Origin of the sequence: Streptomyces capillispiralis, from assembly GCF_007829875.1 — a bacterium.
In the GTDB taxonomy this organism is placed as follows: domain Bacteria; phylum Actinomycetota; class Actinomycetes; order Streptomycetales; family Streptomycetaceae; genus Streptomyces; species Streptomyces capillispiralis.
Genome location: NZ_VIWV01000001.1, coordinates 3,134,971 through 3,161,392, shown reverse-complemented (window position 1 = coordinate 3,161,392; position 26,422 = coordinate 3,134,971). Strand labels below are relative to the sequence as shown.

The following is a 26,422-nucleotide window of genomic DNA, read 5'->3' as shown; positions in this document are numbered from 1 at the left end:
TCACTTCGGCAGCAGCCCGTCCGCGATCTCCCGCAGCGCCCGCGCGGCGCGCTGCTGGAGCCCGGGTCCGAACGTGATCCGGGTGGCCCCGAGCCCGCCCAGTTCGGCGGGCGAGGGGCCCCGGCCGGGCAGCGCGAGCACGTTCACCGGCCCCTGGATCCCGGCCCGCAGCAGGGGCAGTACGGCGGCGGGGGCGCCGATCGGATACACGCAGTCGGCGCCCGCGGCCACGTACAGGGCGGCCCGCTCGATGGCCCGTTCCGGGTCGGTGACGCCCCGGACGAAGGTGTCGACCCGGGCGTTGAGGAAGATCCGGTCCCCGGCCGCCGCCCGCACCTCCGCCAGCCACTCGGCGTGCGCGTGCGGGTCCTTGAGCACGCCGTCCGCGGAGTCCTCCAGGTTGCAGCCGACCGCGCCCGCCTCCAGCAGCCGCTCCACCAGTTCCTTGGGCGCCAGCCCGTACCCGCCCTCGACGTCCGCCGACACCGGCACGTCCACCGCCCGGGTGATCCGCGCGACCGCCGCGAACATCTCGTCGGCCGGGGTGTGCCCGTCCTCGTGGCCTAGGGCGGCCGCCACCCCGGCGCTCGGGGTGGCGAGCGCCGGGAACCCGGCCTCGGCGAACACCCGGGCGCTCGCGGCGTCCCACGGGCCGGGCAGGACCAGCGGGTCGTCGGGTGCGCGGTGGTGGTGCAGCGCGCGGAAGGTGGCGGCCCCGTTCACCACTCGGTGCTCCCCGCAGGGATGCGCCGGCTCACCATCAGCCGGTTCCAGCTGTTGATGACGGTGATCAGGGCGACGAGATGGGCGAGTCCGGTGGCGTCGAAGTGCCGGGCGGCCCGCTCGTACACCTCGTCGGGGACGAACCCTCCCCCGGAGCCGGAGCCGGAGCCGGAGCCGGAGCCCCCGGTCATCAGGGTCACCGCCTCGGTCAGCTCCAGCGCCGCCCGCTCCCGCGCGTCGAAGACGTCCCCGGCCTCCTCCCAGGCGTCCAGGAGGTCGAGCTGCGCCTCGCGCACCACCCCGTTCTTGCGCGCGATCGTCAGGTGCATGTCGAGGCAGAACGCGCAGTGGTTGAGCTGCGAGGCCCGGATCTGCACCAGCTCGGCCAGCCCGGGATCGCCGAAGCCCTTCTTGGCCGCGGCGCCCGCCGCCAGCAGGGCGCCGCGGACCCCGTCGTCCAGACGGGTCGTCCGGGCGGTCACGCGTGCTGTCCCGGCGTGTAGTGGCCCGGGGTCTTCCGGCAGGTCACACCGAACCGGTTCCAGGCGTTGATCACCGTGATCGAGGCGATCAGCTGCGCCAGCTCCGCCTCCTCGAAGTGCTTGGCCGCCCGCTCGTACACCTCGTCGGGCACGAAACCGTCGGTCAGCACCGTCACGGCCTCCGTCAGTTCGAGCGCCGCCAGCTCCTTGGCCGTGTAGAAGTGCCGCGACTCCTCCCAGGCGCTGAGCTGCACCAGGCGCTCCACGCTCTCGCCCGCCGCGAGGGCGTCCTTGGTGTGCATGTCCAGGCAGAACGCGCAGTGGTTGACCTGGGAGGCGCGGATCTTCACCAGTTCGAGCAGCGTGGGGTCGAGGCCCTTCCGGGCGGCGGCGTCCAGCCGGACCATCGCCTTGAACACCTCGGGGGCGTGCTCGGCCCACTCCAGCCGGACGGGCAGCTCGGGGACGTATTCCTTGGTCGTTTCCGCGTTCGTCGTCATGCCCTCGACCCTAGGAGCGAAGCAGCCCAGCGGTATGGTCCACTTCCATGGCGGAACGCTGGGCCACTTTCGGCATCGACCTGCACCTGGAACCGACCGGTCCCGGCCTGCGCCGCGGCCTGACCGACGCGCTGCGCGAGGCCGTCCGCACCGGCCGGCTCGCCCCCGGCACCCGGCTGCCCTCCTCACGCTCCCTCGCCACCGACCTCGGCATCGCCCGCAACACCGTCGCCGACGCCTACGCCGACCTGGTCGCCGAGGGCCGGCTCACCGCGCGGCAGGGCTCCGGCACCCGGGTCGCCGACCGCGCGGTGCCCCGGCCGCCGGCCCGCCCGTCCACTCCCGGACGCGCCCCGGGCCGGCTCCCGTACGACCTGGTCCCCGGCACCCCCGACCTCGCCTCCTTCCCTCGCGCCGGATGGCTGAGGGCGGCCCGCCGCGCCCTCACCGCCGCCCCCAACGACGCCTTCGGCTACGGCGATCCGCGCGGCCGGCCCGAACTGCGCACCGCGCTGGCGGACTACCTCGCCCGGGTGCGGGGCGTGCGCGCCGACCCCGAACGGCTCGTCGTCTGCGCCGGGTTCGCCGAGGGCCTGCGCCTGCTCTGCACGGCCCTGCGCGCCCGCGGCGCCCGCACCCTCGCCGTGGAGCCCTACGGACTCGACGTCCACTGGGACCTGGTCGAACGCGCCGGACTGCGCACCGTGCCGCTCCCCGTGGACGACGCCGGCCCGCGCCCCGGGGACGCGGGGGACGCCGGCGCGGTGCTGCTCAACCCGGCGCACCAGTTCCCGCTGGGCGGCGCCCTGGTGCCCGAACGCCGCGCGGAGGCGGTCGACTGGGCGCGCCGCACCGGCGGACTGGTCCTGGAGGACGACTACGACGGCGAGTTCCGCTACGACCGCCAGGCCGTCGGCGCGCTCCAGGACCTCGACCCCGACCACGTGGTCTACCTGGGCACGGCCAGCAAGTCCCTCGCCCCCGGCCTCCGCCTCGGCTGGATGGTGCTGCCCGAGCGCCTGCTGCCGGACGTCCTCGCCCAGGGCGCCGGCCGGTCCGTCGGCGTCCTCGAACAGCTCACCCTGGCCGAGTTCCTCACCTCCGGCGCCTACGACCGTCACGTCCGCGCCGCCCGCCTGCGCTACCGGCGCCGCCGCGACGCCCTCGTCGCCGCCGTCACCGCCCGGGCACCCGAGGTGCGGGTCACCGGCATCGCGGCGGGCCTGCACGCCGTGCTGCGGCTCCCGCCCGGCACCGAGCAGTCCGTGGTCCGCGCCGCCACCTGGCAGGGCCTCGCCGTCCACGGCCTGTCCCGCTTCCGCCACCCCGCCGCCACCGTCCCCCCGGCCGACGCCCTGGTCGTCGGCTACGCCACCCCGCCGGACCACGCCTGGACGGGCACCCTCGAAGCGCTGTGCAAGGCCCTCCCCTGAACGTCCGGAATCGGCATACGGCGCCAAGGGCCACAAAAGGACGCCCGGGAGGCGTTGTCGGCGGGGGGCCTGCGCGGGCGCCGCACGGCCGGTCTCTAGGCTGGCCGCCGCGAGCCGCGAAGCAACGGCCGCGCGAGAAGCGGCAGTCACATCACGGGGGAGCGGAGAACATGGCGGAGACACGGCGACGGGTGCGGTCCAGCACGGTGGTGCTGGGCGGCATGGGCGTCCTCGCGGCGGCGCTCACCTCCTGCGGGTCGGAACCGGACCGGCGGTGCGTGGACCGGGACAGCTACGACTACCTCAACGGCTACAAGATCGTCGCCGACAAGAACTGCACGTCCTCCGGGACGACCGGCACGGGCTCCTCCGGCCGGGCCGGCAAGTCCCGCACCGCCGACGCCGACTGGTACTACGACGCCGACGTCAGCGGCGGCTACGCCGACTACGGCACCTTCAGCCGCAGCGAGGCCGTCGACCGGGGCGGCTTCGGCTGCTCGGGCTCCGGCAGCAGCGGCGGCTGAGCGGGTCGTGGAACGGCGTACGACCGAGCCCCGCCCCGGCTGGCAGGAGACCGTCGAGGAGCAGGGGCTCATCTACCCCCTCACCCGTCACCCCGACGGGTCCCTGCGCCCCTACTGGGACGAGAGCGCCTACTACGTCTTCTCCCTGGAGGAGGTCGAGGCGCTGGAGGAGGTCGTCGAGGAACTGCACCGCATGTGCCTGGCGGCGGCCGACCACATCGTCACCGCCGACCGCTTCACCGACCTCGGCATCACCGATCCGCGCATCGCCCGCACCGTCGCCGAGGCCTGGCACCGGCGCGCCGAACTCCCCTCCGTGTACGGCCGCTTCGACCTGCGCCACGACGGCACCGGACCGGCCAAGCTCCTGGAGTACAACGCCGACACCCCCACCTCCCTGGTGGAGGCCGCCTCCCCCCAGTGGTTCTGGATGGAGGAGCGCTTCCCGGGCGCCGACCAGTGGAACTCCCTCCACGAACGCCTCGTCGACGCCTGGAGGAAGCAGGCCGCCCTCCTCCCGCCGGGCAGCCCCCTGTACTTCGCCCACTCCTCCGCCGACGAGTACGGCGAGGACCTGATGACCGTCGCCTACCTCAAGGAGACCGCCGAACAGGCCGGCCTCGACACCGACTGGATCTCCATGGAGGAGATCGGCTGGGACCGGCTCTCCGGACGGTTCGTCGACAACAGACTGCGGTTCATCCGCAGCATCTTCAAGCTGTACCCGTGGGAGTGGCTCACCACCGACCGCTTCGCCGGCCACGTCCTGAGCACCCTCGACAACGGCGGCGGCACCGGCTCCACCCTGTGGATCGAGCCCGCCTGGAAGATGCTGCTCAGCAACAAGGCGCTGCTGGCGATCCTCTGGGAGCTCTACCCCGGCCACCCCAACCTGCTGCCCGCCTACCTGGACGGCCCGCGCGAGCTGGCGGACACCACCGGCTGGGTCGCCAAGCCCCTGCTCGGCCGCGAGGGCGCCGGCGTGACGATCCACGAGCCCGGCTCCGGCCCCGTCCCCCGCGACGAACCCTGCTGCTACCAGCAGCTCGCCCCCCTCCCCACCTTCGACGGCAACCACGTCGTGCTGGGCGCCTGGGTGGTGGAGGGCGAGTCCGCGGGCCTCGGCATCCGCGAGTCCTCCGGCCTGGTCACCGACGAGTACGCCCGCTTCCTGCCCCACGTGATCCTCTAGGGCCCCTGTCGCCCGCATGGTGGACGGCTCGCCGTGGCACGTCGTGGCGCCCGGTAATGTGACCGTGGGCCGTGACTGGCGTGCTGGGATGGAGCAACCATCGGGAAGCGGCCCCGGACCCTTCGGGTCCGGAAACAGTGCCGTGCGCCTGGGCCGTACCGTGAACGCCGAACGCCACGTCTCCGGAGGTCCCGATGCCCGCCGAGCAGCCCCTCTCCACCGCTTCCACCGCCTTCCGCTCCGCCCTCGACGTGATCCGCGCCGTCGAGCCGCGCGTGGCCGACGCCATCGGCCAGGAGGTCGCCGACCAGCGCGAGATGCTCAAGCTGATCGCCTCCGAGAACTACGCCTCCCCGGCCACCCTCCTGGCGATGGGCAACTGGTTCAGCGACAAGTACGCCGAGGGCACCGTCGGCCGCCGCTTCTACGCCGGCTGCCGCAACGTCGACACCGTCGAGTCGCTCGCCGCCGAGCACGCCAAGGAGCTCTTCGGCGCCCGTCACGCCTACGTCCAGCCGCACTCCGGCATCGACGCCAACCTGGTCGCCTTCTGGGCCGTGCTCGCCGACCGCGTCGAGGCCCCCTTCCTGGAGAAGACCGGCGCCCGCCAGGTGAACGACCTCTCCGAGGCCGACTGGGCCGAGCTGCGCCAGGCCTTCGGCAACCAGCGCATGCTCGGCATGTCCCTGGACGCCGGCGGCCACCTCACCCACGGCTTCCGCCCGAACATCTCCGGCAAGATGTTCGACCAGCGCTCCTACGGCACCGACCCGGCCACCGGCCTGATCGACTACGAGGCGCTGCGCGCCTCCGCCCGCGATTTCAAGCCGCTGATCATCGTCGCCGGCTACTCCGCCTACCCGCGCCTGGTGAACTTCCGGATCATGCGCGAGATCGCCGACGAGGTCGGCGCCACGCTCATGGTCGACATGGCCCACTTCGCCGGTCTGGTCGCCGGCAAGGTCCTCACCGGCGACTTCGACCCGGTCCCGCACGCCCAGATCGTCACCACCACCACCCACAAGTCGCTGCGCGGCCCGCGCGGCGGCATGGTGCTGTGCGACGACTCCCTCAAGGACCAGGTCGACCGCGGCTGCCCGATGGTCCTCGGCGGCCCGCTGCCGCACGTCATGGCCGCCAAGGCCGTCGCCCTCGCCGAGGCCCGGCAGCCCGCCTTCCAGGACTACGCCCAGCGCATCGTCGACAACTCCCGCGCCCTCGCCGAGGGCCTGACGCGGCGCGGCGCCACCCTGGTCACCGGCGGCACCGACAACCACCTCAACCTGATCGACGTCGCCACCTCCTACGGCCTCACCGGCCGCCAGGCCGAGGCCGCCCTGCTCGACTCGGGCATCGTCACCAACCGCAACGCCATCCCGGCCGACCCCAACGGCGCCTGGTACACCTCCGGCATCCGCGTCGGCACCCCCGCACTGACCACGCGCGGTCTCGGGACGGCGGAGATGGACGAGGTCGCGGGCCTCATCGACCGCGTCCTGACCACCACGGAGGCGGGCACCACCAAGTCCGGCGCCCCCTCCAAGGCGGCCCACGTCCTCGACGCCAAGGTCGCCGACGAGATCTCCCGCCGCGCCACCGACCTGGTCGCCGGCTTCCCGCTCTACCCGGAGGTCGACCTCGGCTGAGGCGGCCCCCGCTCGACGCCCCCCGCGGCGGTCCGGTCACGCACCGGGCCGCCGCGCGGGAGGCCCCGGCTCCGTCGCACGGCCGGAGACGGATCGGTTCGGATCTGTTTCCGGTCTGTTCCGGAGCGCCCCGCGGGACCTGAGAGAATGGTGGGCATGGCCACTGACCGACCCCGCGTGCTCTCCGGAATCCAGCCCACGGCAGGCTCGTTCCACCTCGGCAACTACCTCGGCGCCGTCCGCCAGTGGGTGGCCCTGCAGGAGACCCACGACGCGTTCTACATGGTCGTCGACCTGCACGCGATCACGATCCCGCAGGACCCGAAGGAGCTGCGCGCCAACACCCGGCTGGCCGTCGCCCAGTTGCTGGCCGCCGGTCTCGACCCGGACCGCTGCACGCTCTTCGTCCAGAGCCACGTCCCCGAGCACGCCCAGCTCGGGTGGGTCATGAACTGCCTCACCGGCTTCGGCGAGGCCTCCCGCATGACCCAGTTCAAGGACAAGGCCGCCAAGCAGGGCGCCGACCGCGCCTCCGTCGGCCTGTTCACGTACCCGGTGCTCCAGGTCGCGGACATCCTGCTCTACCAGGCCAACGAGGTGCCGGTGGGCGAGGACCAGCGCCAGCACATCGAGCTCACCCGCGACCTCGCCGAGCGCTTCAACGGCCGGTTCGGCGAGACCTTCACCATCCCGAAGCCGTACATCCTCAAGGAGACGGCGAAGATCTACGACCTCCAGGACCCGACGGTCAAGATGAGCAAGTCGGCGTCCACGCCGAAGGGCCTCATCAACCTCCTCGACGAGCCGAAGGTCACCGCCAAGAAGGTCAAGAGCGCGGTCACCGACACCGACACGGTGATCCGCTACGACGTCGTCGAGAAGCCCGGCGTGAGCAACCTCCTGACGATCCTCTCGACGCTCACCGGGGCGGAGATCCCCGAGCTGGAGGAGCGGTACGCCGGCAAGGGCTACGGGGCGCTCAAGACGGACCTCGCCGAGGTCATGGTCGAGTTCGTGACCCCGTTCAAGGAGCGCACCCAGCAGTACCTCGACGACCCCGAGACGCTCGACTCGGTCCTGGCCAAGGGCGCGGAGAAGGCCCGCGCGGTCGCCGCGGAGACCCTCGCCCGGACGTACGACCGGGTGGGCTTCCTGCCCGCCAAGCACTGACCGCCGCCTGTCGGGCCGGCGCTGAACCGGCCCACGGCACCGGTCCGTACCACCGCACAGCGCTGCACATCACTCCCGTTGCGCCTGCCCGGATCCGGGTCGTGGTCGTACAGTCGATAACCGGGTGACCGTTTCGGCGGTCACCCGGCGCTCACCGCAGCTCCACCACCACGCTTCACACCACGCTTCACCACCACAACGACAGGAGACGACGTGGGGACCGTAACGATCGGCGTGTCGATCGCGGTCCCGGAGCCTCACGGCAGCCGGCTTCAGCAGCTGCGCGCGGGCTTCGGCGACGCCGCGGCGCACGGCATCCCCACGCACGTCACCCTGCTGCCGCCGACCGGGATCGACGCCGCCGCCCTGCCGGCCGTCGAGGCGCACCTGGGCGAGGTCGCCGCGGCGGGCCGGCCGTTCCCCATGCGGCTGTCCGGCACCGGCACCTTCCGGCCGCTGTCGCCGGTGGTGTTCGTCCAGGTGGTCGAGGGCGGCGAGGCCTGCACCTGGCTGCAGCAGCGGGTCCGCGAGCCCTCCGGCCCCCTCGCCCGGGAGCTGCAGTTCCCCTACCACCCGCACGTCACCGTGGCGCACGGCATCGCGGAGGCGGCCATGGACCGCGCCTTCGAGGAGCTCGCCGACTACGGGGCCGAGTGGCCCTGCACCGGCTTCGCGCTCTACGAGCAGGGCGCCGACGGCGTGTGGCGCAAACTGCGCGAGTTCCCCTTCGGCTCCGCCGTGGTGCCCCCGCAGGGCGGCCACGCGGACCGGGGTTCCGTCTCCGCCCACTGAGCGGGCCGGCCCTCAGACCGGCAGCCGCCGGAACACCGCGCGCGGCAGATGCCGCAGTGCCGACATCACCACCCGCAGCGCGCCCGGCACCCACACCGTCTCCGCGCGCCGCCGCAGCCCCAGCTCGACGGCGGCCGCGACCGCCTCCGGGGTGGTGGCCAGCGGCGCCTCGGGCAGCCCCGCGGTCATCCGCGTACGGACGAACCCGGGACGGACGACCATGACGTGCACGCCCGTGCCGTACAGGGCGTCGCCGAGGCCCTGGGCGAAGGTGTCCAGTCCGGCCTTGCTGGAGCCGTAGATGAAGTTCGCGCGGCGGGCCCGCTCGCCCGCGACGGACGACAGCACCACCAGGGAGCCGTGGCCCTGTGCCTGGAGCGCGCCCGCGCACACCAGGCCCGAGGAGACCGCGCCGGTGTAGTTGGTCTGCGCGACCCGCACTGCGGCCCGGGGGTCGCGCTCGTCGTGCGCCTGGTCGCCCAGGGTGCCGAAGGCCAGCAGCACCATGTCGACGTCGCCCTCCGCGAAGACCTTCCCGAGCGCCTCCTCGTGCCCGGCCGGGTCGAGCGCGTCGAAGGCGACGGTGCGCACCTCGGCGCCGAGGCCGCGCAGCTGCCCGGCGGCCTCGTCCAGGCCGGGGGAGGGGCGGCCGGCCAGCCACACCGTGCGGGTGCGCCGGGCGATCAGCCGCCGCGCGGTGGCCAGCGCGATCTCGGACGTACCGCCGAGGACGAGCAGGGACTGGGGGAGGCCGAAGGCGTCCTTCATGACAGCTCCTAGGGGTTGCCTACAGATGGAGGCGGCGGGCCAGGTCGGAGGTGAACACCCCGCGCGGGTCCAGTGCGGTCCGCAGGGCGCGGAAGTCGTCCAGGCGGGGGTACATGGCGGCGAGCACGTCCGGGCGCAGCCGGGAGTCCTTGGCGAGGTAGACCCGCCCGCCGGCGCCGGCGACCTCCTCGTCGAGTTCGTCGAGGAAGGCGCCGAGGCCGGGCAGCGCCGCCGGGACGTCCAGGGCGAGGGTCCAGCCCGGCACGGGGAAGGACAGCCAGCCCGGGTCGGCGTCGCCGAAGCGCTTGAGCACGGCGAGGAAGGACGGGCAGCGGCGTCCGGAGATCCGGCGCACGATCCGGCGCAGGGCGTCCTCCCGCCCGTGGCCGACGACGAACTGGTACTGCACGAAGCCGCTCCGGCCGTAGACCCGGTTCCAGTGGGGCACGCCGTCCAGCGGGTGGAAGAAGGCGGGGATGCGCTGGAGCTGCCCCGTCCGCGCGCGGGGGGCCTTGCGGTACCAGAGCTCGTTGAACAGGCCCACGGTGGTGCGGCTGAGCAGGCCCTCCGGGACGAAGGAGGGGGCGGCCGGGAGGCGGGTGGTGCGGAAGGACAGGGGCTCGCCGCGCGCGCGGGTGCGCCGGGGCAGCGCGTCCAGGGGCGCGTGGTCGCCGCGCGTGAGCACCGCGCGGCCGGTGGCGGCGCCGCGGGCGAGCAGGTCGATCCAGGCGACCGAGTAGCGGTAGCGGTGGTCGGTGTCGGCGAGGCGGGCCATCAGGTCGTCGAGGTCGGCCGCGCGCTCGGTGTCGACGCACATCAGCGAGGTCTCGACCGGCAGCAGCCGGATCGTCGCGGTCAGGATCACCCCGGTCAGGCCCATGCCGCCCGCGGTCGCCTCGAACAGGGGCGTGCCGGGCACGACGGTACGGACCCGGCCGTCGGCGGTGAGCAGCTCCAGCGACAGCACGTGGCGGGAGAAGGAGCCGGAGACGTGGTGGTTCTTGCCGTGGATGTCGGCGCCGATCGCCCCGCCGACGGTCACGTAGCGCGTGCCCGGCGTCACCGGCACGAACCAGCCGAGCGGCAGCAGCACCTCCATCAGCCGGTGCAGGGAGACGCCCGCGTCGCACAGCACGGTGCCGCCGTCCGCGTCGACGGCGTGCACGCGGTCCAGGGCCGTCATGTCGAGCACGGTGCCGCCCGCGTTCTGCGCCGCGTCCCCGTACGCCCGCCCCAGGCCCCGGGCGATGCCCCCGCGGGCCCCGCAGTCCCGGACGGCGAGGGCGGCCTCCTCGTACGTCCGTGGGCGGATCAGCCGGGCGGCGGTGGGAGCGGTGCGGCCCCACCCCGTGACGGAAACGGTGTCGGCAGGCATGACGGCGACCGTATCGTCCGTATGTGACTGATTAGTTTTGAAACGTCAATCCCGTCCCCGAAATGGGTGATTAATGGGATGTCGTCCCGGAGTGGCGGAGTTCCGGCCCGCCGGGCGTGAACAGTGGGTCCCCATGGACGACCACCACGACCACCGCCGCCCCCTCGGTCTCCGCGGCCTGGACCACCGCGTCGTCTCGGCCCTCAGGGCGTGCGGCGGCGACCCGCGCGTGGCCGGTGCCGCGCGCGCCCTGTCCTGGGCGGGGGAGCACGGGGCGCTCTGGCTGGCGGCGGGGCTCGCCGGGGCCGTCGCGGACCGCCCGCGGCGCGGCGCCTGGCTGCGCGGCGCCGCGCTCACCGCGGGCGCCCACGTCGTCAGCATGGGGGTGAAACGGGTGGTGCGCCGCCCGCGCCCGGCCCATGTCGCACCCCTGGTGGGCACCGCCGGCCGGCACTCCTTCCCCAGCTCGCACGCCACCTCCGCGGCGGCCGCCGCCGTCGCCTTCGGCGCGCTGGGGTCCCGCGCGGTGCCGCCGCTCGCCGTCGCCGTGTGCCTGTCCCGCCTGGTGGCCGGCGTCCACTACCCCTCGGACGTGGCGGCCGGCGCCGCCCTGGGCGCGCTGACGGCCCGGCTCGGCGCCCGCTGGATGACGGGGGGCCCGGCGTGACCCTGCTGCGCGAGCGCTCCGGCCGGCGGCAGGCCGGGCCGCCCGGCGCGGGCGGCCTCCTCAAGGGCCTGCTGCTGACCGCGCGGCCCAAGCAGTGGGTCAAGAACGTCCTGGTGATCGCCGCCCCGGCCGCCGCCGGCGAACTGTTCTCCGTTGTCGCGCTGACCCGGCTCGCGCTGGTCTTCGTCCTGTTCACCGCCTGCGCCGCCGCCGTCTACCTCGTCAACGACGCGCGCGACGCCGAGGCCGACCGCGCCCACCCCGCCAAGTGCCGCCGCCCGGTCGCCGCCGGCCAGGTGCCCGTACCGCTCGCCTACGCCGCCGGAGCCGTCCTCGGTGTGCTCGCGCCGGTCGTCGCGGCCCGGCTGTGCCCGCCGGAGGTCGCCGGGCTGCTGACCGCGTACCTCGGCATGCAACTGGCGTACTGCGTCAGCCTCAAGCACGTCCTGGTCGTCGATCTCGCCGTCGTCACCGCGGGCTTCGTGATGCGGGCGGTGATCGGCGGGCTGGCCCTCGGCATCCCGCTGTCCCGCTGGTTCCTGATCACCACCGGTTTCGGCGCGCTGTTCATGGTCGCGGCCAAGCGCTACTCCGAGGCCGTGCAGCTGGCCGGGAAGGCGGGCGCCACGCGGGCGCTGCTCACCGAGTACAGCCCCGGCTACCTGCGCTTCGTGTGGCAGCTCGCGGCCGGTGTCGCCGTCCTCGGCTACTGCCTGTGGGCCCTGGAGGAGGGCGGGCTCCCGCACACCAGCGTGCTGCCCTGGCGGCAGCTGTCCGTGGTCGCCTTCGTCCTCGCCGTGCTCCGGTACGCCGTCTTCGCCGACCGCGGGACCGCCGGCGAACCGGAGGACGTGGTGCTCGGCGACCGCGCGCTCGCCCTCATCGGCCTGGTGTGGGCGGCGATGTACGCCCTGGCGGTGGCGGACTGGTGACACTCCGCTCGGTCCGCGGGCGCCGCCCGGCACCCGCTCCCGGCCCGGCCCGGCGGCGCCGCCGGACCGCCCTCGGGCGCGAACTCCTCGGCTTCGCCACCACCGGACTGCTCGCCTACGCCGTCGACCTCGCCCTCTTCACCTACCTGCGCGGCCCCGCCGGGCTCGGCCCGCTCACCGCCAAGGCGCTCTCCTTCGTCGCCGGCTGCTCGGTCGCCTACCTGGGCAACGCCCACGGCACCTACCGCGCCGCACGGGTGCGCGGGCTGCGGGCCGGCGCCGTCTTCTTCGCGGTCAACCTCGCCGGGGCCGCCGTACAACTGCTGTGCCTGGCCGTGAGCCACTACGGGCTGGGCCTCACCTCGCAGCGCGCGGACACCGTCTCGGGCGCGGTGGTCGGCATGGCGCTGGCCACCGGGGTCCGTTTCTGGGGTACCAGGACATTGGTCTTCCGCAACGGGGGCAGAGTCGGACCATGGACTGGCTGAAAGGACTCCCGGTCGTCGGGCCGTGGCTGGCACGGCTGATGCTCACGCACGCCTGGCGGTCGTACGAGCGGCTGGACCGCGTGCACTGGACGCGGCTGGCCGCCGCGATGACGTTCACCAGTTTCGTCGCGCTGTTCCCGCTGCTCACCGTGGCCGCCGCCGTCGGCGCCGCCACGCTCGGCCAGGACCAGCAGGACACCCTCCAGGACAGGATCGCCGACCAGGTGCCCGGGATCTCCGAGCAGCTGGACATCGAGGGCCTGGTGCAGAACGCCGGTACCGTCGGCCTGATCGCCGGTGCCGCGCTGCTGTTCACCGGCATCAGCTGGGCCGGTTCGCTGCGCGAGTGCCTGCGCGCGGTGTGGGAGCTGCCCGACGAGGAGGAGAACCCGCTGCTGCGCAAGGGCAAGGACACGGGCATCCTCGTCGGGCTGGGCGGCGCGGTCCTGATCACCCTGGGCGCCTCCACCGTCGCCTCCGCGATGGTCGGGCGGATCAGCGACGCCATCGGGCTGGAGAAGGGCGGCTGGGGCGGCATCGTGCTGCACATCGCGGCGTTCGCCGTCGCCGTGGGCGCCGACTTCCTGCTCCTGCTGTACGTCCTGACCCTGCTGCCGGGCGTCGAGCCCGCCCGGCACCGGCTGCTGGTCGCCGCGCTCACCGGCGCGATCGGCTTCGAACTGCTGAAGCTGCTGCTCAGCGGCTACATGCAGGGCGTGGCCGCGAAGAGCATGTACGGCGCGTTCGGCGTCCCGGTGGCCCTGCTGCTGTGGATCAACTTCACCATGAAGCTGGTCCTGTTCTGCGCCGCCTGGACGGCGACGCCGAGCAAGCAGGCCGAGGCCCCCGGGCTCACGGACGCGGGCGGCGGCGCACCAGGTCGGGCAGTGGCCAGCGGCGGTTGACCAGGAACGCGCCGCCCGCCAGCAGCACCAGCACCCCGCCGGTGATGCCGAGCGCGACGCCGATGCCGTCGGTGCCGCCGGTCGCCGTGGTGCTCACCACCGCGTTCGTCCCGGCCGCCCCGACGTGCTCCCCGGCACCCCCGGCCTCACCCGCGGAGACGGACGGTCCGGGCTGGGCACCGGCCGGCGCGGCGCTCTTCGGCGGCACCAGCTCACCCACCGGCCGGACCTTGCCGGCCGCCTTGAACCCCCAGTCGAAGAGCCGCGCGGTCTCCTTGTAGACCTCGTTGCTCTCGTTCTTCTGCGGGTTCATGACAGTGACCAGGAGCACCTTGCCGTCCCGTTCGGCGACACCGGTGAAGGTGGCCCCCGCATTGGTGGTGTTGCCGTTCTTCACACCCGCGATGCCCTGGTAGACGGGCACGTCGGCGTCGCCGGCCAGCAGCCGGTTGGTGTTCTGGATCTCGAAGGTCCCGCGGACCTTCTTGCCCTTCTTGTTCTTCTTCGTCTCGCCCGGGAACTTCGCCGAGACCGTGGAGCTGTACTCCCGGAAGTCCTTCTTCTGCAGCCCGGAGCGGGCGATCAGGGTGAGGTCGTACGCGGAGGACACCTGCTTCTCGGCGTCGTAGCCGTCCGGGCTGACCACGTACGTGTCGAGGGCCTGGAGCTCCTCGGCGTGCTCGTTCATCTCGGCCACGGTGTTCTCGACGCCGCCGTTCATCGCCGACAGCACGTGCACGGCGTCGTTGCCGGAGCGAAGGAAGACACCGAGCCACAGGTCGTGGACGGTGTACGTCTCCTCCTCCTTGATGCCGACCATGCTGGACCCGGCCCCGATGCCCGCCAGGTCGGACGGCTCGACCTTGTGCTCCGTCGTCCCGGGCCACTTCGGCAGCAGCGTGTCGGCGAACAGCATCTTCAGCGTGCTCGCCGGGGCCAGCCGCCAGTGCGCGTTGTGCGCGGCGAGCACGTCGCCGGTCTCCGCGTCGGCGACGATCCAGGACCGGGCCGACAGGTCCTTCGGCAGCACCGGCACCCCGCTCGCGAGGTTGACCTGGGTGCCCGGCTGCCCGAGCCGGGCGCCGCCCACCGTCGACATCCTCGCCGGGGGAGTGGCCGACGGACTCGCCGACGGCTTGGGAGCCGCGAGGGCGACGGGCGCGGTCAGCGCGGTGGACAACAGGGCGGCAGAGGCGATCAGCAGTGATCGCCGGACGGCGTTCTTGGGTGCGGGCACGGTCGGAAACGTACATGCCAGGTCCGGCGATGTCCCGCCCCGGTGCGCACCCCGGGCAAGGAACCGGACACCGGGCGGCGATACTGGACGCATGACGCTCAGCCGCCCCCTTTCCTGGTTCCTGCTCGCCTTCGGGGTCTGGAGCTGGGTCATCTGGATCACTTTCGTCAGGAACCTGGTCAAGGACGGCAGCGGACTCGCGTTCGACGACGGGCACCCGACGGCCTACTTCTTCGTTCACCTGACGCTCGCCGTGGTGTCCTTCGTATGGGGGACGATCATCGGGGGCATCGGGTTGCGCGGACTGCGCGCACTGAGCCGGACGTCACGCACGTCCTGACGAAAAGCAGGGGAACTCCGCACCGTGGCCATCGTTTTCGTACTCATCGCGCTGCTGGTCGTGGCCGTCCTGGTGACGGGCAACTGGTACCTGTGGCGGCGTCTGTTCCGGGACACCACACGGGGCCCGGGCGCGGTGCGCCGCGTCGGCGCGGTGGTGATCGCCGGGGGCTGGGCGGTGACCGTCGGCGCCTTCGTGGCCGAGCGCGGCGGAGCACCCTTCTGGCTCCAGCAGGTCCTGGCCTGGCCCGGCTTCCTGTGGCTGGCCCTGTGCCTGTACCTGCTGCTGGCGACGGTGGCGGGCGAACTGGTGCGCCCGGTGCTGCGCCGGATCCTCGAGCGGCGGGCGGCGACGGCGGAGCCGGTGACCGTGCCCGCGGCACCGGAGCCGGAACCGGCACCGGAGCCGATACCGGCGGGGCAGGGCGCGGGCCGCGGCCCGGGTGACGCACCGGGTGCCGGGGCGGCCGGTTCCGGGGACGGTGCGGAGACCCCCGCGCCCCCCGCGCACACCGGCGCCCACCAGGCCCCCGTACCTCCGTCCGGGCCGTCGCGCCGGCTGTTCGTGTCCCGGGTCGTCGGCGGGGCCGCCGCCGCGGCGGCCGTGGGCACCGTCGGCTACGGGACGTACGGAGTGCTGCGCGGACCGCGGGTGAAGCGGGTCACCGTGCCGCTCGCCAAACTCCCCCGCGCGGCGCACGGCTTCCGCATCGCGGTGGTCAGCGACATCCACCTGGGCCCGGTGCTGGGCCGCGGGTTCGCGCAGACGGTCGTCGACACGGTCAACGCCACCCAGCCCGACCTGATCGCGGTCGTCGGCGACCTGGTGGACGGCAGCGTGAAGGACCTCGGCCCGGCCGCCGCCCCACTGGCCCAGCTGAAAGCCCGTCACGGCTCCTTCTTCGTCACCGGCAACCACGAGTACTTCTCCGGCGCCGAACAGTGGGTCCAGGAGGTGCGCCGGCTCGGTCTCAACCCGTTGGAGAACGCCCGCACCGAGCTGCCGTACTTCGACCTCGCGGGCGTCAACGACGTGTCCGGCGAGGACGAGGGGCAGGGACCGGACTACGTGAAGGCGCTGGGCGACCGGGACCGGGAGCGGGCCTGCGTGCTCCTCGCGCACCAGCCCGTGCAGATCCACGACGCCGTCGAGCACGGTGTGGACCTCCAGCTGTCCGGGCACACCCACGGCGGGCAGCTCTGGCCCGCCAACCTGATCGCCGGGGCGGCGAATCCGACGCTGGCGGGCCTGGAGCGGTACGGCGACACGCAGTTGTACGTCAGCCGGGGGGCGGGGGCGTGGGGGCCGCCGACCCGGGTGGGCGCGCCGTCGGACGTCACGGTGATCGAGCTGGCGTCCCGGCAGGCGTGAGGCCGGGGCGGGCCGGGGGCGGGTCGCGCGGCCCGGCGCCTTCGGGGTGCCGGTGCGCCCACCCGTGCCGCCCCGCGGCACGACTGCCCGCCACCACGGTGTGCCGACCGACGCCGGGTACCGGCCGGCGTGGCCGCGCGCGGCCCGGACAGCCCCTGGAGCGCGCGGGCCACCACCGGCGACGCGGCTGCCGCCGGGAGAACCCGGCGGCCTGGGCGCCGATCCGGCCGGGCGGGGCACCGGTGGTCCGGCGGCCCTGCCGTCAGCTCCGGCTCGACCGCCGCGTGATGGCTTCCAGCAGCTCGTTCAGGGCCGCCCCGCGTGTCCGGCTCCTGCGGGCCAGCCCCACCCGGCTCGGCGAGACCCCGCGGACGGGACGGAACACCACGTCCGGGTGGGAGTGGAAGCGGGCTGCCGACGCCGGGGCCAGCGCCACGCAGCCGGCGGCCACCGCTCCGAGCCACTCGTCCGGCCGGCCGGCGACGGCACCGACGCGGACCGGGTGCCCTCCCCGCTCCTCCGCCGCGAGCCAGTGATCCCTCCAGGCTCCGGTCTCGGCCCCGGCCGCGACGAAGGGCTCGTCCCACAGATCCCGGAACTCGACCGTTCCGCTGTCCGCCAGCGGATGGCGGGCGGGCAGCAGCACCCCGCGCTCCTCGACGAACAACTCCCGCACGTCCAGGCTCTCCTGACCCGGAAACGGCAGACGCACCACCGCCGCGTCCACGTCGCCCCGGGCCAGGCCGGCGCTCGGGTCCGACCAGTCGAACTGACGCAGCTCCACACGCCACTCCGGCCGCGCGCGGCGGAACTCGGCGACGACCTCGTGGACGGCGCCCACGGCGCCCGCGTCCAGGAAGCCCAGGCGCAGCACCTTCGCCGCCCGGCCGGTGGCCCGTACCGTCTCGTCCCAGCCGTCCAGCAGCGCGGGCACCCGCGCGGCCAGCTCTCGGCCGGCCTCCGTCAGCGCCGTCCCGGACCGCGAACGCGTGAAGAGCGCCACCCCGAGCTCGTCCTCCAGGCGCCGGATCCGCTTGGTCAGCGCGGGCTGCGAGACGAACAGCCTCCGCGCCGCCCCGGTCAGGCTGCCTTCCTCCGCCACTGCGGCGAAGTACCGGAGCAGGCGCGTGTCCACATCCATGCCGCCAGGTTATAGAAGCAGGTATTGGACGGTACCCCGAGTGCCCGCGGACCCTGAGGGCATGACCGGTGTCCCGCTCGCGTTCCTCGTCGTCACCTCGTTCACCGCCGCTGCCAACATCGGCATCGCCGCGGCCGACCTCGCCGGGGCGCGCTTCGTCCTGGCCAACTCGGCGCAGGTGGGTGTGCCCCGATCCTGGCTGCCCCGGCTGGCCGTCCTCAAGCTGGCCGGCGCGGCGGGCCTCCTCCTCGGCCTCCTCGACGCGGCACTGCGCCCCCTCGCTGCCGCCGCGGCCTGCGGTCTCGTCCTGCTCTACCTGGGCGCGCTCGCCTTCCACCTGCGCGCCCGCGTGCTCCACAACCTGGCGTTTTCCGGCCTCTACTGCGCCACCGCCGTCGCCTCGCTGGTCCTGACCGTGTCCTCCTGACGGCCGCACGACGGGCGACGCGCGCCCGGTGAGGCGGACGCCGTCGGCCGAACCGGAGTTCCCGGCGGGGCGCCGGTCCCTTCGATCGGGTGACCGGCGCCCGTATCGGGCCGAGCCCGGCCGCCGCAGGCCCTACGTTCCCCGTGATCCGGTCGCAGGGGGCGGCCGGTCCGGGCGGAGCGGAGGCGGACGGGTGGCGTTGCGTCGGAGCGGGACCGAGGTGTGGCGGGACGCGGTGCCCAGCGCGGCGGGCCGACTCGTCCTGGACCTTTGCGGGAACCTGATCGACGGCTACGCGCGGCGCCGCGGCCCCATGCCCGTGGTGGTGGTGCACGCGGCCCGGGAGAACGCGGGGGCCGACGACGACCGGGTGCCGGAGATCGTCGACCTGGTGCACCGGGCCCACCGGCCCCGCTGGCTGCTGCTGCGCCGGCCGGCCCCCTCCGCCGGGCCGGAGGAGGGGGCCGACGGCCCGGCGGGCGGGCCCGGGGACCCCGCACACGGCGCCGGCCGCCCCGTACCGGTCCTGGACGACCGGACGTTCACCGCCGCCACGGCGCTCGTCAAGGACGTGGCCGAGGGCGACTGGGAGAACCACAACCGGTGCCAGTACCGCCCCTACCGCATGCCGCGCTCGCTCCTCATGGCCGCGCTCGACCAGGCCCTGGCGGACACGACGGACGGCGCCGGCGGGGCGCCCGACCCGCGCGCCGTGGTGGCCCGGCTGGCGGAGCTGCGCTGGCGGCCCCGCCCGGCGCGGGCCCCGGCCGGCTTCTGGCGGTCGATGGCGGCCCTGCTCAGCCCGGCCACCGCGCTGGGCGCGGCGATCGTGGCCTGTGTGAGCGCGCTGGCGGGGAACGTGGGCAGCCCGGCCCTGACCGCCGCCACGCTGGGCGTGCTGCTGGTGGTGGCCACCGGGTACGGCGTCCGGCGCTGGGCGGGCCCGCCGTGGCTGGGGCCGGGCTGCCGCTGGTTCGCCACGACGACCTTCCCGGTGCACTCCAACAGCGAGGCGCCGGTCTGGTCGCCGTGGCATCCCCGGCTGTCCCGGGCCACGCTGGAGGACCGGGCGGCGGAGGTCGTCGGGCAGCTGATCACGGCGTCCGGCACTCCCTCCGGTCCGGCCCACGACGCGGCGGCCGTCGCGGCGGAGCGCGAACAGGCCCGCCAGTTCTGTCTGCAACTGCGCACCCTCGCCCTGCTGGAGGACCTGCGCGACAACCACCGTCCCGCCTGGGACCTGCGCCACCGCAAGCGCACGGTCCCCCCGCTGCTGCTGATCCCGCGCGCCACCTGGGCCAGCGGCGCCCTGCCCGTGCTGCGGGCGATCAGCGACGTGCGCAGCCGGCGCAGCGAGCAGGACCCCCTGCTGGTGGTCGCCGGTGTCTCCCACCGGGACCTGGCCGACCTGCGTGATCCCACCCCGCTGCCGCTGCCGGTGCTGTCCGCGTCCGGCTCCGGCCGGGAACTCGACCCGCTGTACCGGGCCTGGGTGACCCGCAGCCTGCGCACCGGCCAGGCGCCGAGCGTGAACACGGCCCTGCCCTGGGTGCTGCCGGTTCCCGTGAGCAGCGTCGGCCCCACGGATTGCGGGCACCCCGCCCACACCGGGGAGCAGCGCAGCACGCACCGGGTGCCGCGCAGCCCGTGGCTGCTGTGGTCGCGCTGGACGCTGGTGGCGACGTGCCTGCTCGGGACGACCGGCGGGGCCCTGCACTACCAGACGCTGAAGGAGCGGTACTGCGGCATGGGCGGCTCCGTCGTCTGGGACCGGGACCTGGTGCGCACGGTCGGCGGGCAGTGCGTCGGCGTGGTCTCCGAGACGGACTGGCGGCCCTCCCGCGACGCCGTGCTGCTGGACGCCTCCGGCCGCGCCGTCGGCGCGGAGGGCCTGCTGAAGGCGATCGACGAGGCGAACCGCAGGATCGACCCGGACGAGGAGCACATCACGCTGGTCTTCGCCGGCGCGCTGAGCACCAGGGCGCAGAACCGCGCCGAGGCGGTCGACGTCGTGCGCCAGCTGGCCGGCGTGTACCTGGCCCAGCACCTCGTCAACGACTCCCAGCAGTCCAACCGGCTGCCCAGGCTGCGCATCGAGATCGCCAACGGCGGCCAGGGCATGGAGCACCAGGGCGAGATGGCCGAGCGGATCGTCGCCTTCGCCCGCCGGGAGCCGACGGTCGTGGGCGTGGTCGGCATGGGCATCCACACGCCCGGCAGCGCCGGGGCGATGGAACAGCTCCAGCGGGCGGGACTGGCGGTGATCGGCACCACCAACTCGGCCACCGGACTGGCCCGCGATCACCGCAACTACGTCGGCATGGCCCCCACCGACCACGAGCAGGCGACCCTCCTGGTGACCTCCCTCGGCGCGGCGGCGGGGCGCAGGGCCGCGGTCCTGCGCCCCGAGGGGACCGGCGGGAGCGGCCACTCCTACACCCACGACCAGGCGAAGTACGGCCACGAGGCGCTGAGCGCGGCCGGTTTCGACGTGCGCGGACCGTTCGAGTACCCCGTCGAGGGCACCAGCGCGCAGCTGCACGAGACGGCCGGCCGGATCTGCGACAGCGGGATCGACGTCGTGTACCTGGCGGGCCGGGCCGGCTACATCCCGTCCCTGATGACGGAGCTGAGCACCCACGCGAGCTGCACCGAGCGGTCCGCCCACCGCGTCACCGTCCTGGTCGGCGACGAGGCGAGCAAGAAGTCGTTCCAGGACGCGACCATGCCCTTCCCGGCCGGGGCCCGGCTGGACTACACCTCCCTGACGTACGAGGAGTACCCGCGGACCGCGCAGCTGTACGACCGGGCGGCCGAGGTGTTCCGTTCCGGCTTCGACCGGGTCGCGCGCCCGGGAGACACCGGGCCCTCCCTCTACGCGGACGGCTTCCTCGCGCTGTCCCACGACGCGACGACGGCCTTCCACACGATCGCCCAGGAGGCGGGCGTCCCGGCCAGGGGCGGGGCGCCGGTGGTGCTGGCGGCCCTGCACTCGATCGAGTTCCAGGGCAGCACCGGCTACATCAGCTTCCGGAACGCGGACGCGGTCCGCCCGGACCGGCGCGGCCACGGCATCGGCCGCTACGAGGTGACCGGTTCGGGCGAGGGGGCCCGCCTGCGGGTCACGGGGCCGTGCGGTCGTCCCGCGGGGGGCTCGGTTCCCCTGACGCGGGTGTGCGCGCAGGGGAAGGAGCCGGAAGCATCCTCGTCATCCCCGGCAGGAACTCCGTGAACAGTTCGTGCACCTCGCGCACCAGGGGCCGCAGGACCCGGAAACGGGCCAGGGCGACACCCCGCGCGGTGAGCCGGGCACCCCGCTCGGCGAGCCGGTAGCTGCGCTCGCGGCCCTCGGTGCGGTCGAAGATCCAGTACAGGCACAGCCCCATCTGCGACAGCCACATCAACTCGGGCAGGACGTCCCGCAGATCCTCCGGCACCTTGGTCCGCGCGCCGGCCAGCACCGCCCGGTGCACGCTGATCGCCTCCACGCGCGCGTGCTCCGACTCGGGGGAGAAGGGGCTGAGCGGACTGTCCGGGTCGGCGGCGTTCTTGAAGAACTGCACCGCGAACTCGTGGTACGGCGTGGCGATGTCCAGCCACGCCTTCAGCACGCCCGCGAGCCGGGCCTCCAGATCGGTCTCCCGGTCCAGCACCTCGCGCACCGCCACCTGGTGTTCGGCGGCGATCCGGTCGTAGAACCCCTGGATCAGGTGTTCCTTGCCGTCGAAGTAGTAGTACGCGCTGCCCACGGAGACCCCCGCCTCCTTGGCGATGGCCCGCATGGTCGTCCGGTCGTACCCGCGCTCCTGGAACAGCCGCATCGCCGTCTGCAGGATCAGGGCGCGGGTCTGCTCGGACTTGCTGGGTGCGGCGCCGTCGTCCGGGCCGTCGTCTTTCACGGGCACGGGAAGAGAGCCTAACGTCAGCGACGGGCGCCCCACGGAGCGGTGCAGGAGCCTGCGGCGCCACCCGGGTGGCGGCGGTTGTGCTTCCGGTCGACGATCACGTGCACCGGGACCTCGTGGCAGATGCCCGAGGGCCCCGTCTCCGGCGGAGACGGGGCCCTCGGGGAGATACGCGGACGGCCTCAGAAGCGGCGCGTGATCAGCGCACGCTTCACCTCGGCGATCGCCTTGGTGACCTCGATACCGCGCGGGCAGGCGTCCGTGCAGTTGAAGGTCGTGCGGCAGCGCCACACGCCGTCCTTGTCGTTGAGGATCTCCAGGCGCTGCTCGCCGGCCTCGTCACGCGAGTCGAAGATGAAGCGGTGCGCGTTGACGATGGCCGCCGGGCCGAAGTACTGCCCGTCGTTCCAGAACACCGGGCACGAGGTGGTGCACGCGGCGCACAGGATGCACTTGGTCGTGTCGTCGAAGCGCTCGCGGTCCTCGGCGGACTGCAGCCGCTCGCGCGTCGGCTCGTTGGTGTCCTTCGTGATCAGGAAGGGCATCACGTCCCGGTACGCCTGGAAGAACGGCTCCATGTCCACGACCAGGTCCTTCAGGACCGTGAGGCCCTTGATGGCCTCGACCGTGATCGGCTTCTCGGGGTTGATGTCCTTGATCAGCGTCTTGCACGCCAGGCGGTTCTTGCCGTTGATCCGCATGGCGTCGGAGCCGCAGATGCCGTGGGCGCAGGAACGGCGGAACGTCAGCGTGCCGTCCAGGTCCCACTTGATCTTGTGCAGCGCGTCGAGGACACGCTCCTTCGGGTCGATCTCCAGCTGGAAGTCTTCCCAGGTCGCCTCGGCCGAGATCTCCGGGTTGAACCGGCGGATCCGCATCGTGACGGTGATGTAGGGGGAGTCGGCGAAACCGGGCTCGGGGGAACCGGCCGCGTCCGCCTTGTCCAGAACAGGGGTAGCCATCAGTACTTACGCTCCATCGGCTGGTAGCGGGTCTGGACGACCGGCTTGTAGTCCAGACGGACGGTCTCGGAGCCGTCGGCGCCGACCTCGCGGTACGCCATCGTGTGGCGCATGAAGTTGACGTCGTCGCGGTTCGGGTAGTCCTCGCGGTAGTGACCGCCGCGGGACTCCTTGCGGGCCAGCGCGGAGACGGCCATGACCTCGGCCAGGTCGAGCAGGTTGCCCAGCTCGACGGCCTCCAGCAGGTCGGTGTTGAACCGCTTGCCCTTGTCCTGGATGGCGACGTTCTTGTAGCGCTCGCGCAGCTCGGCGATCTTCTCGACCGCCGTCTTGATCGTCTGCTCGGTGCGGAACACCATGACGTTGGCGTCCATGGTCTCCTGCAGCTCACGGCGGAGGGTGGCCACCCGCTCGTTGCCGGTGGAGGTGCGCAGCCGCTCGATCTGCTCGACGACCAGGGACTCCGGGTTCTCCGGCAGCTCGACGAAGTCGGCCTTCTGGGAGTACTCGGCCGCCGCGATGCCGGCCCGCTTGCCGAACACGTTGATGTCCAGCAGCGAGTTGGTGCCCAGGCGGTTGGCGCCGTGCACGGAGACACAGGCGACCTCGCCGGCCGCGTAGAGGCCCGGCACGACCGTGGTGTTGTCCGCCAGGACCTCGCCCTGGACGTTGGTCGGGATGCCGCCCATCGCGTAGTGCGCGGTGGGCTGGATCGGGATCGGGTCCGTGTACGGCTCGATGCCGAGGTACGTACGGGCGAACTCGGTGATGTCGGGCAGCTTGGCGTCCAGCTGCTCCGGCGGGAGGTGGGTGAGGTCCAGGTAGACGTGGTCGCCCTCGGGACCGCAGCCGCGGCCCTCGCGGATCTCCGTGTAGATGGAGCGCGAGACGACGTCACGCGAGGCGAGGTCCTTCATGACCGGCGCGTACTTCTCCATGAAGCGCTCGCCGTCCTTGTTGCGGAGGATGCCGCCCTCACCGCGGGCGCCCTCCGTCAGCAGGATGCCCATGCGCCAGATGCCGGTCGGGTGGAACTGGAAGAACTCCATGTCCTCCAGCGGCAGCCCCCGGCGGAAGACGGCGGCCTGGCCGTCACCGGTCAGGGTGTGCGCGTTGGACGTCACCTTGAAGAACTTGCCGGTGCCGCCGGACGCGTAGATCACGGCCTTCGCCTGGAAGACGTGGATCTCGCCGGTCGCCAGCTCGTAGGCCACCACGCCGGCGGACCTCTTGACGCCGTCGACCTCGGTGATCAGCTGGTCCAGGACGTAGAACTCGTTGAAGAACTCCACGCCCTCCTTGACGCAGTTCTGGTACAGCGTCTGGAGGATCATGTGGCCGGTGCGGTCGGCCGCGTAGCAGGACCGGCGGACCGGGGCCTCGCCGTGGTTGCGGCTGTGACCGCCGAAGCGGCGCTGGTCGATCGTGCCGTTCGGGGTCCGGTTGAACGGCAGGCCCATCTTCTCCAGGTCGAGGACGGAGTCGATGGCCTCCTTCGCCAGGATCTCGGCGGCGTCCTGGTCGACCAGGTAGTCACCGCCCTTGACCGTGTCGAAGGTGTGCCACTCCCAGTTGTCCTCCTCCACGTTGGCCAGCGCGGCGGCCATGCCGCCCTGCGCGGCGCCCGTGTGGGAGCGGGTGGGGTAGAGCTTGGTCAGGACGGCGGTGCGGCTGCGCTTCGTCGACTCGATGGCCGCGCGCATGCCCGCGCCGCCGGCGCCGACGATGACGGTGTCGTACTTGTGGATCTTCATGATTCTCGCAGCCCCGTGCCTAGCGGATGTTCGGGTCGAAGGTGAAGATCACCAGCGTGCCCAGCAGGATGGTGAACACCGTGGCGGTGTAGAGCAGGCCCTTGAGCCAGAGCCGGGTGTTCGGCCGCTCCGCGTAGTCGTTGATGACCGTGCGCAGGCCGTTGGCGCCGTGCAGCATGGCGAGCCACAGCATCAGCAGGTCCCAGACCTGCCAGAACGGCGAGGCCCAGCGGCCGGCCACGAAGGCGAAGCCGATCTTGGAGACGCCGCCGTCCAGCACCAGCTGGATCAGCAGGTGGCCGATGACCAGGACGACCAGGACGACGCCGGACAGGCGCATGAACAGCCAGGCGGCGAGCTCGAAGTTGCCCCGGGTGCTCTTCGGGGTCTTCTTGGTCCGCTTGCGCGGGGGCTCGATGACCGGCGCCGGGTTGTCGACGGAGTAGAGGGAGGCGCCCTCGACGGGGCCGATGCCCGAGGTGGTGGTGTCAGTCGTGGACATGGGCGTCAGCTCCCGAACAGTTCACGAGCGGCGTGGCCGAGCACGGGGTAGATCGCCCCGATCATCAGCACGAGCCACAGGGCGACGACGGTCCAGAGCATCTGCTTCTGGTAGCGGGCGCCCTTGACCCAGAAGTCGACGGCGATGACACGCAGGCCGTTGAGCGCGTGGAAGAGGATGGCGGCGACGAGGCCGTACTCCAGCAGCGCGACGATCGGCGTCTTGTACGTGGCCACGACGGTGTCGTAGGCCTCGGGGGACACGCGCACGAGTGCGGTGTCCAGCACGTGAACGAACAGGAAGAAGAAAATGAGGACGCCGGTGACTCGATGAGCCACCCAGGACCACATTCCTTCCCGGCCGCGGTACAGCGTTCCAGCCGGCACGGAAATTTCCTCCGGGAGCGGGGACTGGGGCCGCGCCGGCTTTCCTTGTCGGTCGGGCCCGGCCGGGTACGGTCCACCGGCCCCCAGCATCGTAGCGATGCGTCGGCGCCGTGCTCAGCGGGGGTCGTTGATGTGATCAAACTGGCACGCTTACGGGCTAGAGCGGCGGCATCTGAGGTGGTGTGTCCCGTTACGTCCCTGGTCGGGGCCGCCTCCCGGCGCGTCGCGCCGGTGCGGCGGGGCCGCCGGCGCTTCACCCGCGCGGGCCGCCAGCGAGCATCCGCGTCAGCCGTTCCCTGGCCAGGCGGCGGAGTTCCTCGGCCGCCACCACCCGTTCCTCGTCCGGATCGTTCGCCAATCGTGACCGGATGTCCTCCAGGACCCGGTCCAGGTGCTCGGCCTCCGGGACGCCGTCGAGGCAGATGACGAACGAGTGTCCGAATTTCGTCTCGTAGGCCGCGTGCGCCGCGTTCAGGGCCGTGTGGGCGGCGGAGTACGTGCCGTCCGGGAGCGCGGGCAGGGCCTCGGCGGTCAGGGCCTCGGCCAGCTCCTTGGGCGACAGGTCGTACGCCGCCTCGTCGGAGGCGGCCAGCAGGGACGCCGGGTCGGGGTAGGGGCGGTGGCCGGCCAGGCGCAGGGCCCAGCGCAGGCTGTGCAGGCAGGCCAGCAGGGCGCGCTCGGCGTCCTGGGCGGGAGCGGTGTTGAACTGCTCCAGCGGGGACGGAGTGCCGGGCGCGCCGCGGGACTGCTCGGGTATGGCGACTCGGCCGGGGAGGTCGGGTAGACGGTGCGCAGGCAGC

27 protein-coding genes and 1 riboswitch are annotated in these 26,422 nt (G+C 73.2%); of the genes, 14 read left to right on the top strand and 13 right to left on the bottom strand.

Features of this window, described 5'->3' with window-relative positions:
* From FHX78_RS13135 to FHX78_RS13125, 3 genes are read right to left on the bottom strand one after another with little or no spacing between them, the layout of a single operon-like run.
* Positions 1 to 723, bottom strand: a complete 723-nt coding sequence (locus tag FHX78_RS13135) for an isocitrate lyase/PEP mutase family protein (RefSeq protein WP_145871922.1) — start codon at positions 721 to 723, stop codon at positions 1 to 3.
* Entirely contained in the window at positions 720 to 1,205 is a 486-nt protein-coding gene (locus FHX78_RS13130; RefSeq protein WP_145867639.1) for a carboxymuconolactone decarboxylase family protein, read from the bottom strand. The genes FHX78_RS13135 and FHX78_RS13130 overlap by 4 nt, the downstream gene beginning before the upstream one ends.
* Complete coding sequence (locus FHX78_RS13125; protein WP_145867638.1) at positions 1,202 to 1,705, bottom strand: carboxymuconolactone decarboxylase family protein; 504 nt, start codon at positions 1,703 to 1,705, stop codon at positions 1,202 to 1,204. The genes FHX78_RS13130 and FHX78_RS13125 overlap by 4 nt, the downstream gene beginning before the upstream one ends.
* Before the next feature lie 47 nt (positions 1,706 to 1,752).
* Here FHX78_RS13125 and pdxR point away from each other — a divergent pair, with 47 nt between their 5' ends.
* The 6 genes from pdxR to FHX78_RS13095 all read left to right on the top strand — a co-directional run bounded on the left by pdxR (position 1,753) and on the right by FHX78_RS13095 (position 8,462).
* A complete protein-coding gene (gene pdxR, locus FHX78_RS13120) occupies positions 1,753 to 3,138 on the top strand; it encodes a MocR-like pyridoxine biosynthesis transcription factor PdxR (protein ID WP_145867637.1) in 1,386 nt (461 codons plus the stop codon).
* Positions 3,139 to 3,308: 170 nt separating this feature from the next.
* Positions 3,309 to 3,662: a hypothetical protein gene (locus FHX78_RS13115; protein ID WP_145867636.1), complete on the top strand. Its 354-nt coding sequence runs from the start codon at positions 3,309 to 3,311 to the stop codon at positions 3,660 to 3,662.
* Positions 3,663 to 3,669: 7 nt separating this feature from the next.
* On the top strand, positions 3,670 to 4,854 hold the full coding sequence (locus FHX78_RS13110; protein WP_145867635.1) for a glutathionylspermidine synthase family protein: 1,185 nt from the start codon (positions 3,670 to 3,672) through the stop codon (positions 4,852 to 4,854).
* Positions 4,855 to 4,915: 61 nt separating this feature from the next.
* A riboswitch (ZMP/ZTP riboswitch) is annotated at positions 4,916 to 5,015 on the top strand.
* 33 nt (positions 5,016 to 5,048) lie between these two features.
* The gene (locus FHX78_RS13105; protein ID WP_145867634.1) at positions 5,049 to 6,500 is read left to right on the top strand and encodes a glycine hydroxymethyltransferase; all 1,452 of its coding nucleotides are present in this window, start codon (positions 5,049 to 5,051) and stop codon (positions 6,498 to 6,500) included.
* Between the two features lie 156 nt (positions 6,501 to 6,656).
* Positions 6,657 to 7,670, top strand: a complete 1,014-nt coding sequence (gene trpS / locus FHX78_RS13100) for a tryptophan--tRNA ligase (RefSeq protein WP_145867633.1) — start codon at positions 6,657 to 6,659, stop codon at positions 7,668 to 7,670.
* Positions 7,671 to 7,883: 213 nt separating this feature from the next.
* Entirely contained in the window at positions 7,884 to 8,462 is a 579-nt protein-coding gene (locus FHX78_RS13095; RefSeq protein WP_145867632.1) for a 2'-5' RNA ligase family protein, read from the top strand.
* A gap of 12 nt (positions 8,463 to 8,474) precedes the next feature.
* Here the strand turns inward: FHX78_RS13095 and dprE2 are convergent, their stop codons facing one another.
* Positions 8,475 to 9,230 (bottom strand): decaprenylphospho-beta-D-erythro-pentofuranosid-2-ulose 2-reductase, encoded by a 756-nt coding sequence (gene dprE2 / locus FHX78_RS13090; RefSeq protein ID WP_145867631.1) that lies wholly within the window; start codon positions 9,228 to 9,230, stop codon positions 8,475 to 8,477.
* Between the two features lie 19 nt (positions 9,231 to 9,249).
* Positions 9,250 to 10,605 carry a decaprenylphosphoryl-beta-D-ribose oxidase gene (dprE1, locus tag FHX78_RS13085; RefSeq protein ID WP_145867630.1) on the bottom strand — a complete coding sequence of 452 codons (1,356 nt, stop codon included), beginning with the start codon at positions 10,603 to 10,605 and terminating at the stop codon, positions 9,250 to 9,252.
* Between the two features lie 133 nt (positions 10,606 to 10,738).
* On the opposite strand from dprE1, the gene FHX78_RS13080 reads away from it, so the two are divergent.
* From FHX78_RS13080 to FHX78_RS13065, 4 genes are read left to right on the top strand one after another with little or no spacing between them, the layout of a single operon-like run.
* Positions 10,739 to 11,272 carry a phosphatase PAP2 family protein gene (locus FHX78_RS13080; protein ID WP_145867629.1) on the top strand — a complete coding sequence of 178 codons (534 nt, stop codon included), beginning with the start codon at positions 10,739 to 10,741 and terminating at the stop codon, positions 11,270 to 11,272.
* A complete protein-coding gene (locus FHX78_RS13075; protein ID WP_145867628.1) occupies positions 11,269 to 12,204 on the top strand; it encodes a decaprenyl-phosphate phosphoribosyltransferase in 936 nt (311 codons plus the stop codon). Before FHX78_RS13080 ends, FHX78_RS13075 begins: the two co-directional genes overlap by 4 nt.
* Positions 12,201 to 12,692 (top strand): GtrA family protein, encoded by a 492-nt coding sequence (locus tag FHX78_RS13070; protein WP_145867627.1) that lies wholly within the window; start codon positions 12,201 to 12,203, stop codon positions 12,690 to 12,692. Before FHX78_RS13075 ends, FHX78_RS13070 begins: the two co-directional genes overlap by 4 nt.
* Positions 12,680 to 13,597 carry a YihY/virulence factor BrkB family protein gene (locus FHX78_RS13065; protein WP_145867626.1) on the top strand — a complete coding sequence of 306 codons (918 nt, stop codon included), beginning with the start codon at positions 12,680 to 12,682 and terminating at the stop codon, positions 13,595 to 13,597. Before FHX78_RS13070 ends, FHX78_RS13065 begins: the two co-directional genes overlap by 13 nt.
* Here the strand turns inward: FHX78_RS13065 and FHX78_RS13060 are convergent.
* Positions 13,545 to 14,834: a D-alanyl-D-alanine carboxypeptidase family protein gene (locus FHX78_RS13060; protein WP_229923838.1), complete on the bottom strand. Its 1,290-nt coding sequence runs from the start codon at positions 14,832 to 14,834 to the stop codon at positions 13,545 to 13,547. The genes FHX78_RS13065 and FHX78_RS13060 overlap by 53 nt on opposite strands.
* Before the next feature lie 91 nt (positions 14,835 to 14,925).
* Here FHX78_RS13060 and FHX78_RS13055 point away from each other — a divergent pair, with 91 nt between their 5' ends.
* Both FHX78_RS13055 and FHX78_RS13050 read left to right on the top strand, forming a co-directional pair.
* Positions 14,926 to 15,174, top strand: coding sequence for an SCO4848 family membrane protein (locus FHX78_RS13055; RefSeq protein ID WP_145867624.1), 249 nt, complete (start codon positions 14,926 to 14,928; stop codon positions 15,172 to 15,174).
* Between the two features lie 24 nt (positions 15,175 to 15,198).
* Complete coding sequence (locus FHX78_RS13050; RefSeq protein ID WP_145867623.1) at positions 15,199 to 16,545, top strand: metallophosphoesterase; 1,347 nt, start codon at positions 15,199 to 15,201, stop codon at positions 16,543 to 16,545.
* Positions 16,546 to 16,807: 262 nt separating this feature from the next.
* Here the strand turns inward: FHX78_RS13050 and FHX78_RS13045 are convergent, their stop codons facing one another.
* Entirely contained in the window at positions 16,808 to 17,686 is an 879-nt protein-coding gene (locus FHX78_RS13045; RefSeq protein ID WP_145867622.1) for a LysR family transcriptional regulator, read from the bottom strand.
* Between the two features lie 61 nt (positions 17,687 to 17,747).
* Here FHX78_RS13045 and FHX78_RS13040 point away from each other — a divergent pair, with 61 nt between their 5' ends.
* Both FHX78_RS13040 and FHX78_RS13035 read left to right on the top strand, forming a co-directional pair.
* Complete coding sequence (locus tag FHX78_RS13040) at positions 17,748 to 18,113, top strand: DoxX family protein (protein ID WP_145867621.1); 366 nt, start codon at positions 17,748 to 17,750, stop codon at positions 18,111 to 18,113.
* Positions 18,114 to 18,306: 193 nt separating this feature from the next.
* On the top strand, positions 18,307 to 21,345 hold the full coding sequence (locus tag FHX78_RS13035) for a type 1 periplasmic-binding domain-containing protein (protein WP_145867620.1): 3,039 nt from the start codon (positions 18,307 to 18,309) through the stop codon (positions 21,343 to 21,345).
* Here the strand turns inward: FHX78_RS13035 and FHX78_RS13030 are convergent.
* The 6 genes from FHX78_RS13030 to FHX78_RS13005 form a co-directional block, all read right to left on the bottom strand.
* Complete coding sequence (locus FHX78_RS13030) at positions 21,236 to 22,018, bottom strand: TetR/AcrR family transcriptional regulator (RefSeq protein WP_145867619.1); 783 nt, start codon at positions 22,016 to 22,018, stop codon at positions 21,236 to 21,238. The genes FHX78_RS13035 and FHX78_RS13030 overlap by 110 nt on opposite strands.
* 182 nt (positions 22,019 to 22,200) lie before the next feature.
* Entirely contained in the window at positions 22,201 to 22,980 is a 780-nt protein-coding gene (locus FHX78_RS13025; protein WP_145867618.1) for a succinate dehydrogenase iron-sulfur subunit, read from the bottom strand.
* On the bottom strand, positions 22,980 to 24,734 hold the full coding sequence (sdhA, locus tag FHX78_RS13020) for a succinate dehydrogenase flavoprotein subunit (protein ID WP_145867617.1): 1,755 nt from the start codon (positions 24,732 to 24,734) through the stop codon (positions 22,980 to 22,982). The genes FHX78_RS13025 and sdhA overlap by 1 nt, the downstream gene beginning before the upstream one ends.
* 19 nt (positions 24,735 to 24,753) lie before the next feature.
* Positions 24,754 to 25,236: a succinate dehydrogenase hydrophobic membrane anchor subunit gene (locus FHX78_RS13015; protein WP_145867616.1), complete on the bottom strand. Its 483-nt coding sequence runs from the start codon at positions 25,234 to 25,236 to the stop codon at positions 24,754 to 24,756.
* Positions 25,237 to 25,241: 5 nt separating this feature from the next.
* Positions 25,242 to 25,622: a succinate dehydrogenase, cytochrome b556 subunit gene (gene sdhC / locus FHX78_RS13010; RefSeq protein WP_078903214.1), complete on the bottom strand. Its 381-nt coding sequence runs from the start codon at positions 25,620 to 25,622 to the stop codon at positions 25,242 to 25,244.
* 253 nt (positions 25,623 to 25,875) lie between these two features.
* The gene (locus FHX78_RS13005) at positions 25,876 to 26,289 is read right to left on the bottom strand and encodes a 2-oxo-4-hydroxy-4-carboxy-5-ureidoimidazoline decarboxylase (protein WP_341874761.1); all 414 of its coding nucleotides are present in this window, start codon (positions 26,287 to 26,289) and stop codon (positions 25,876 to 25,878) included.
* Between the last annotated feature and the right edge of the window lie 133 nt (positions 26,290 to 26,422).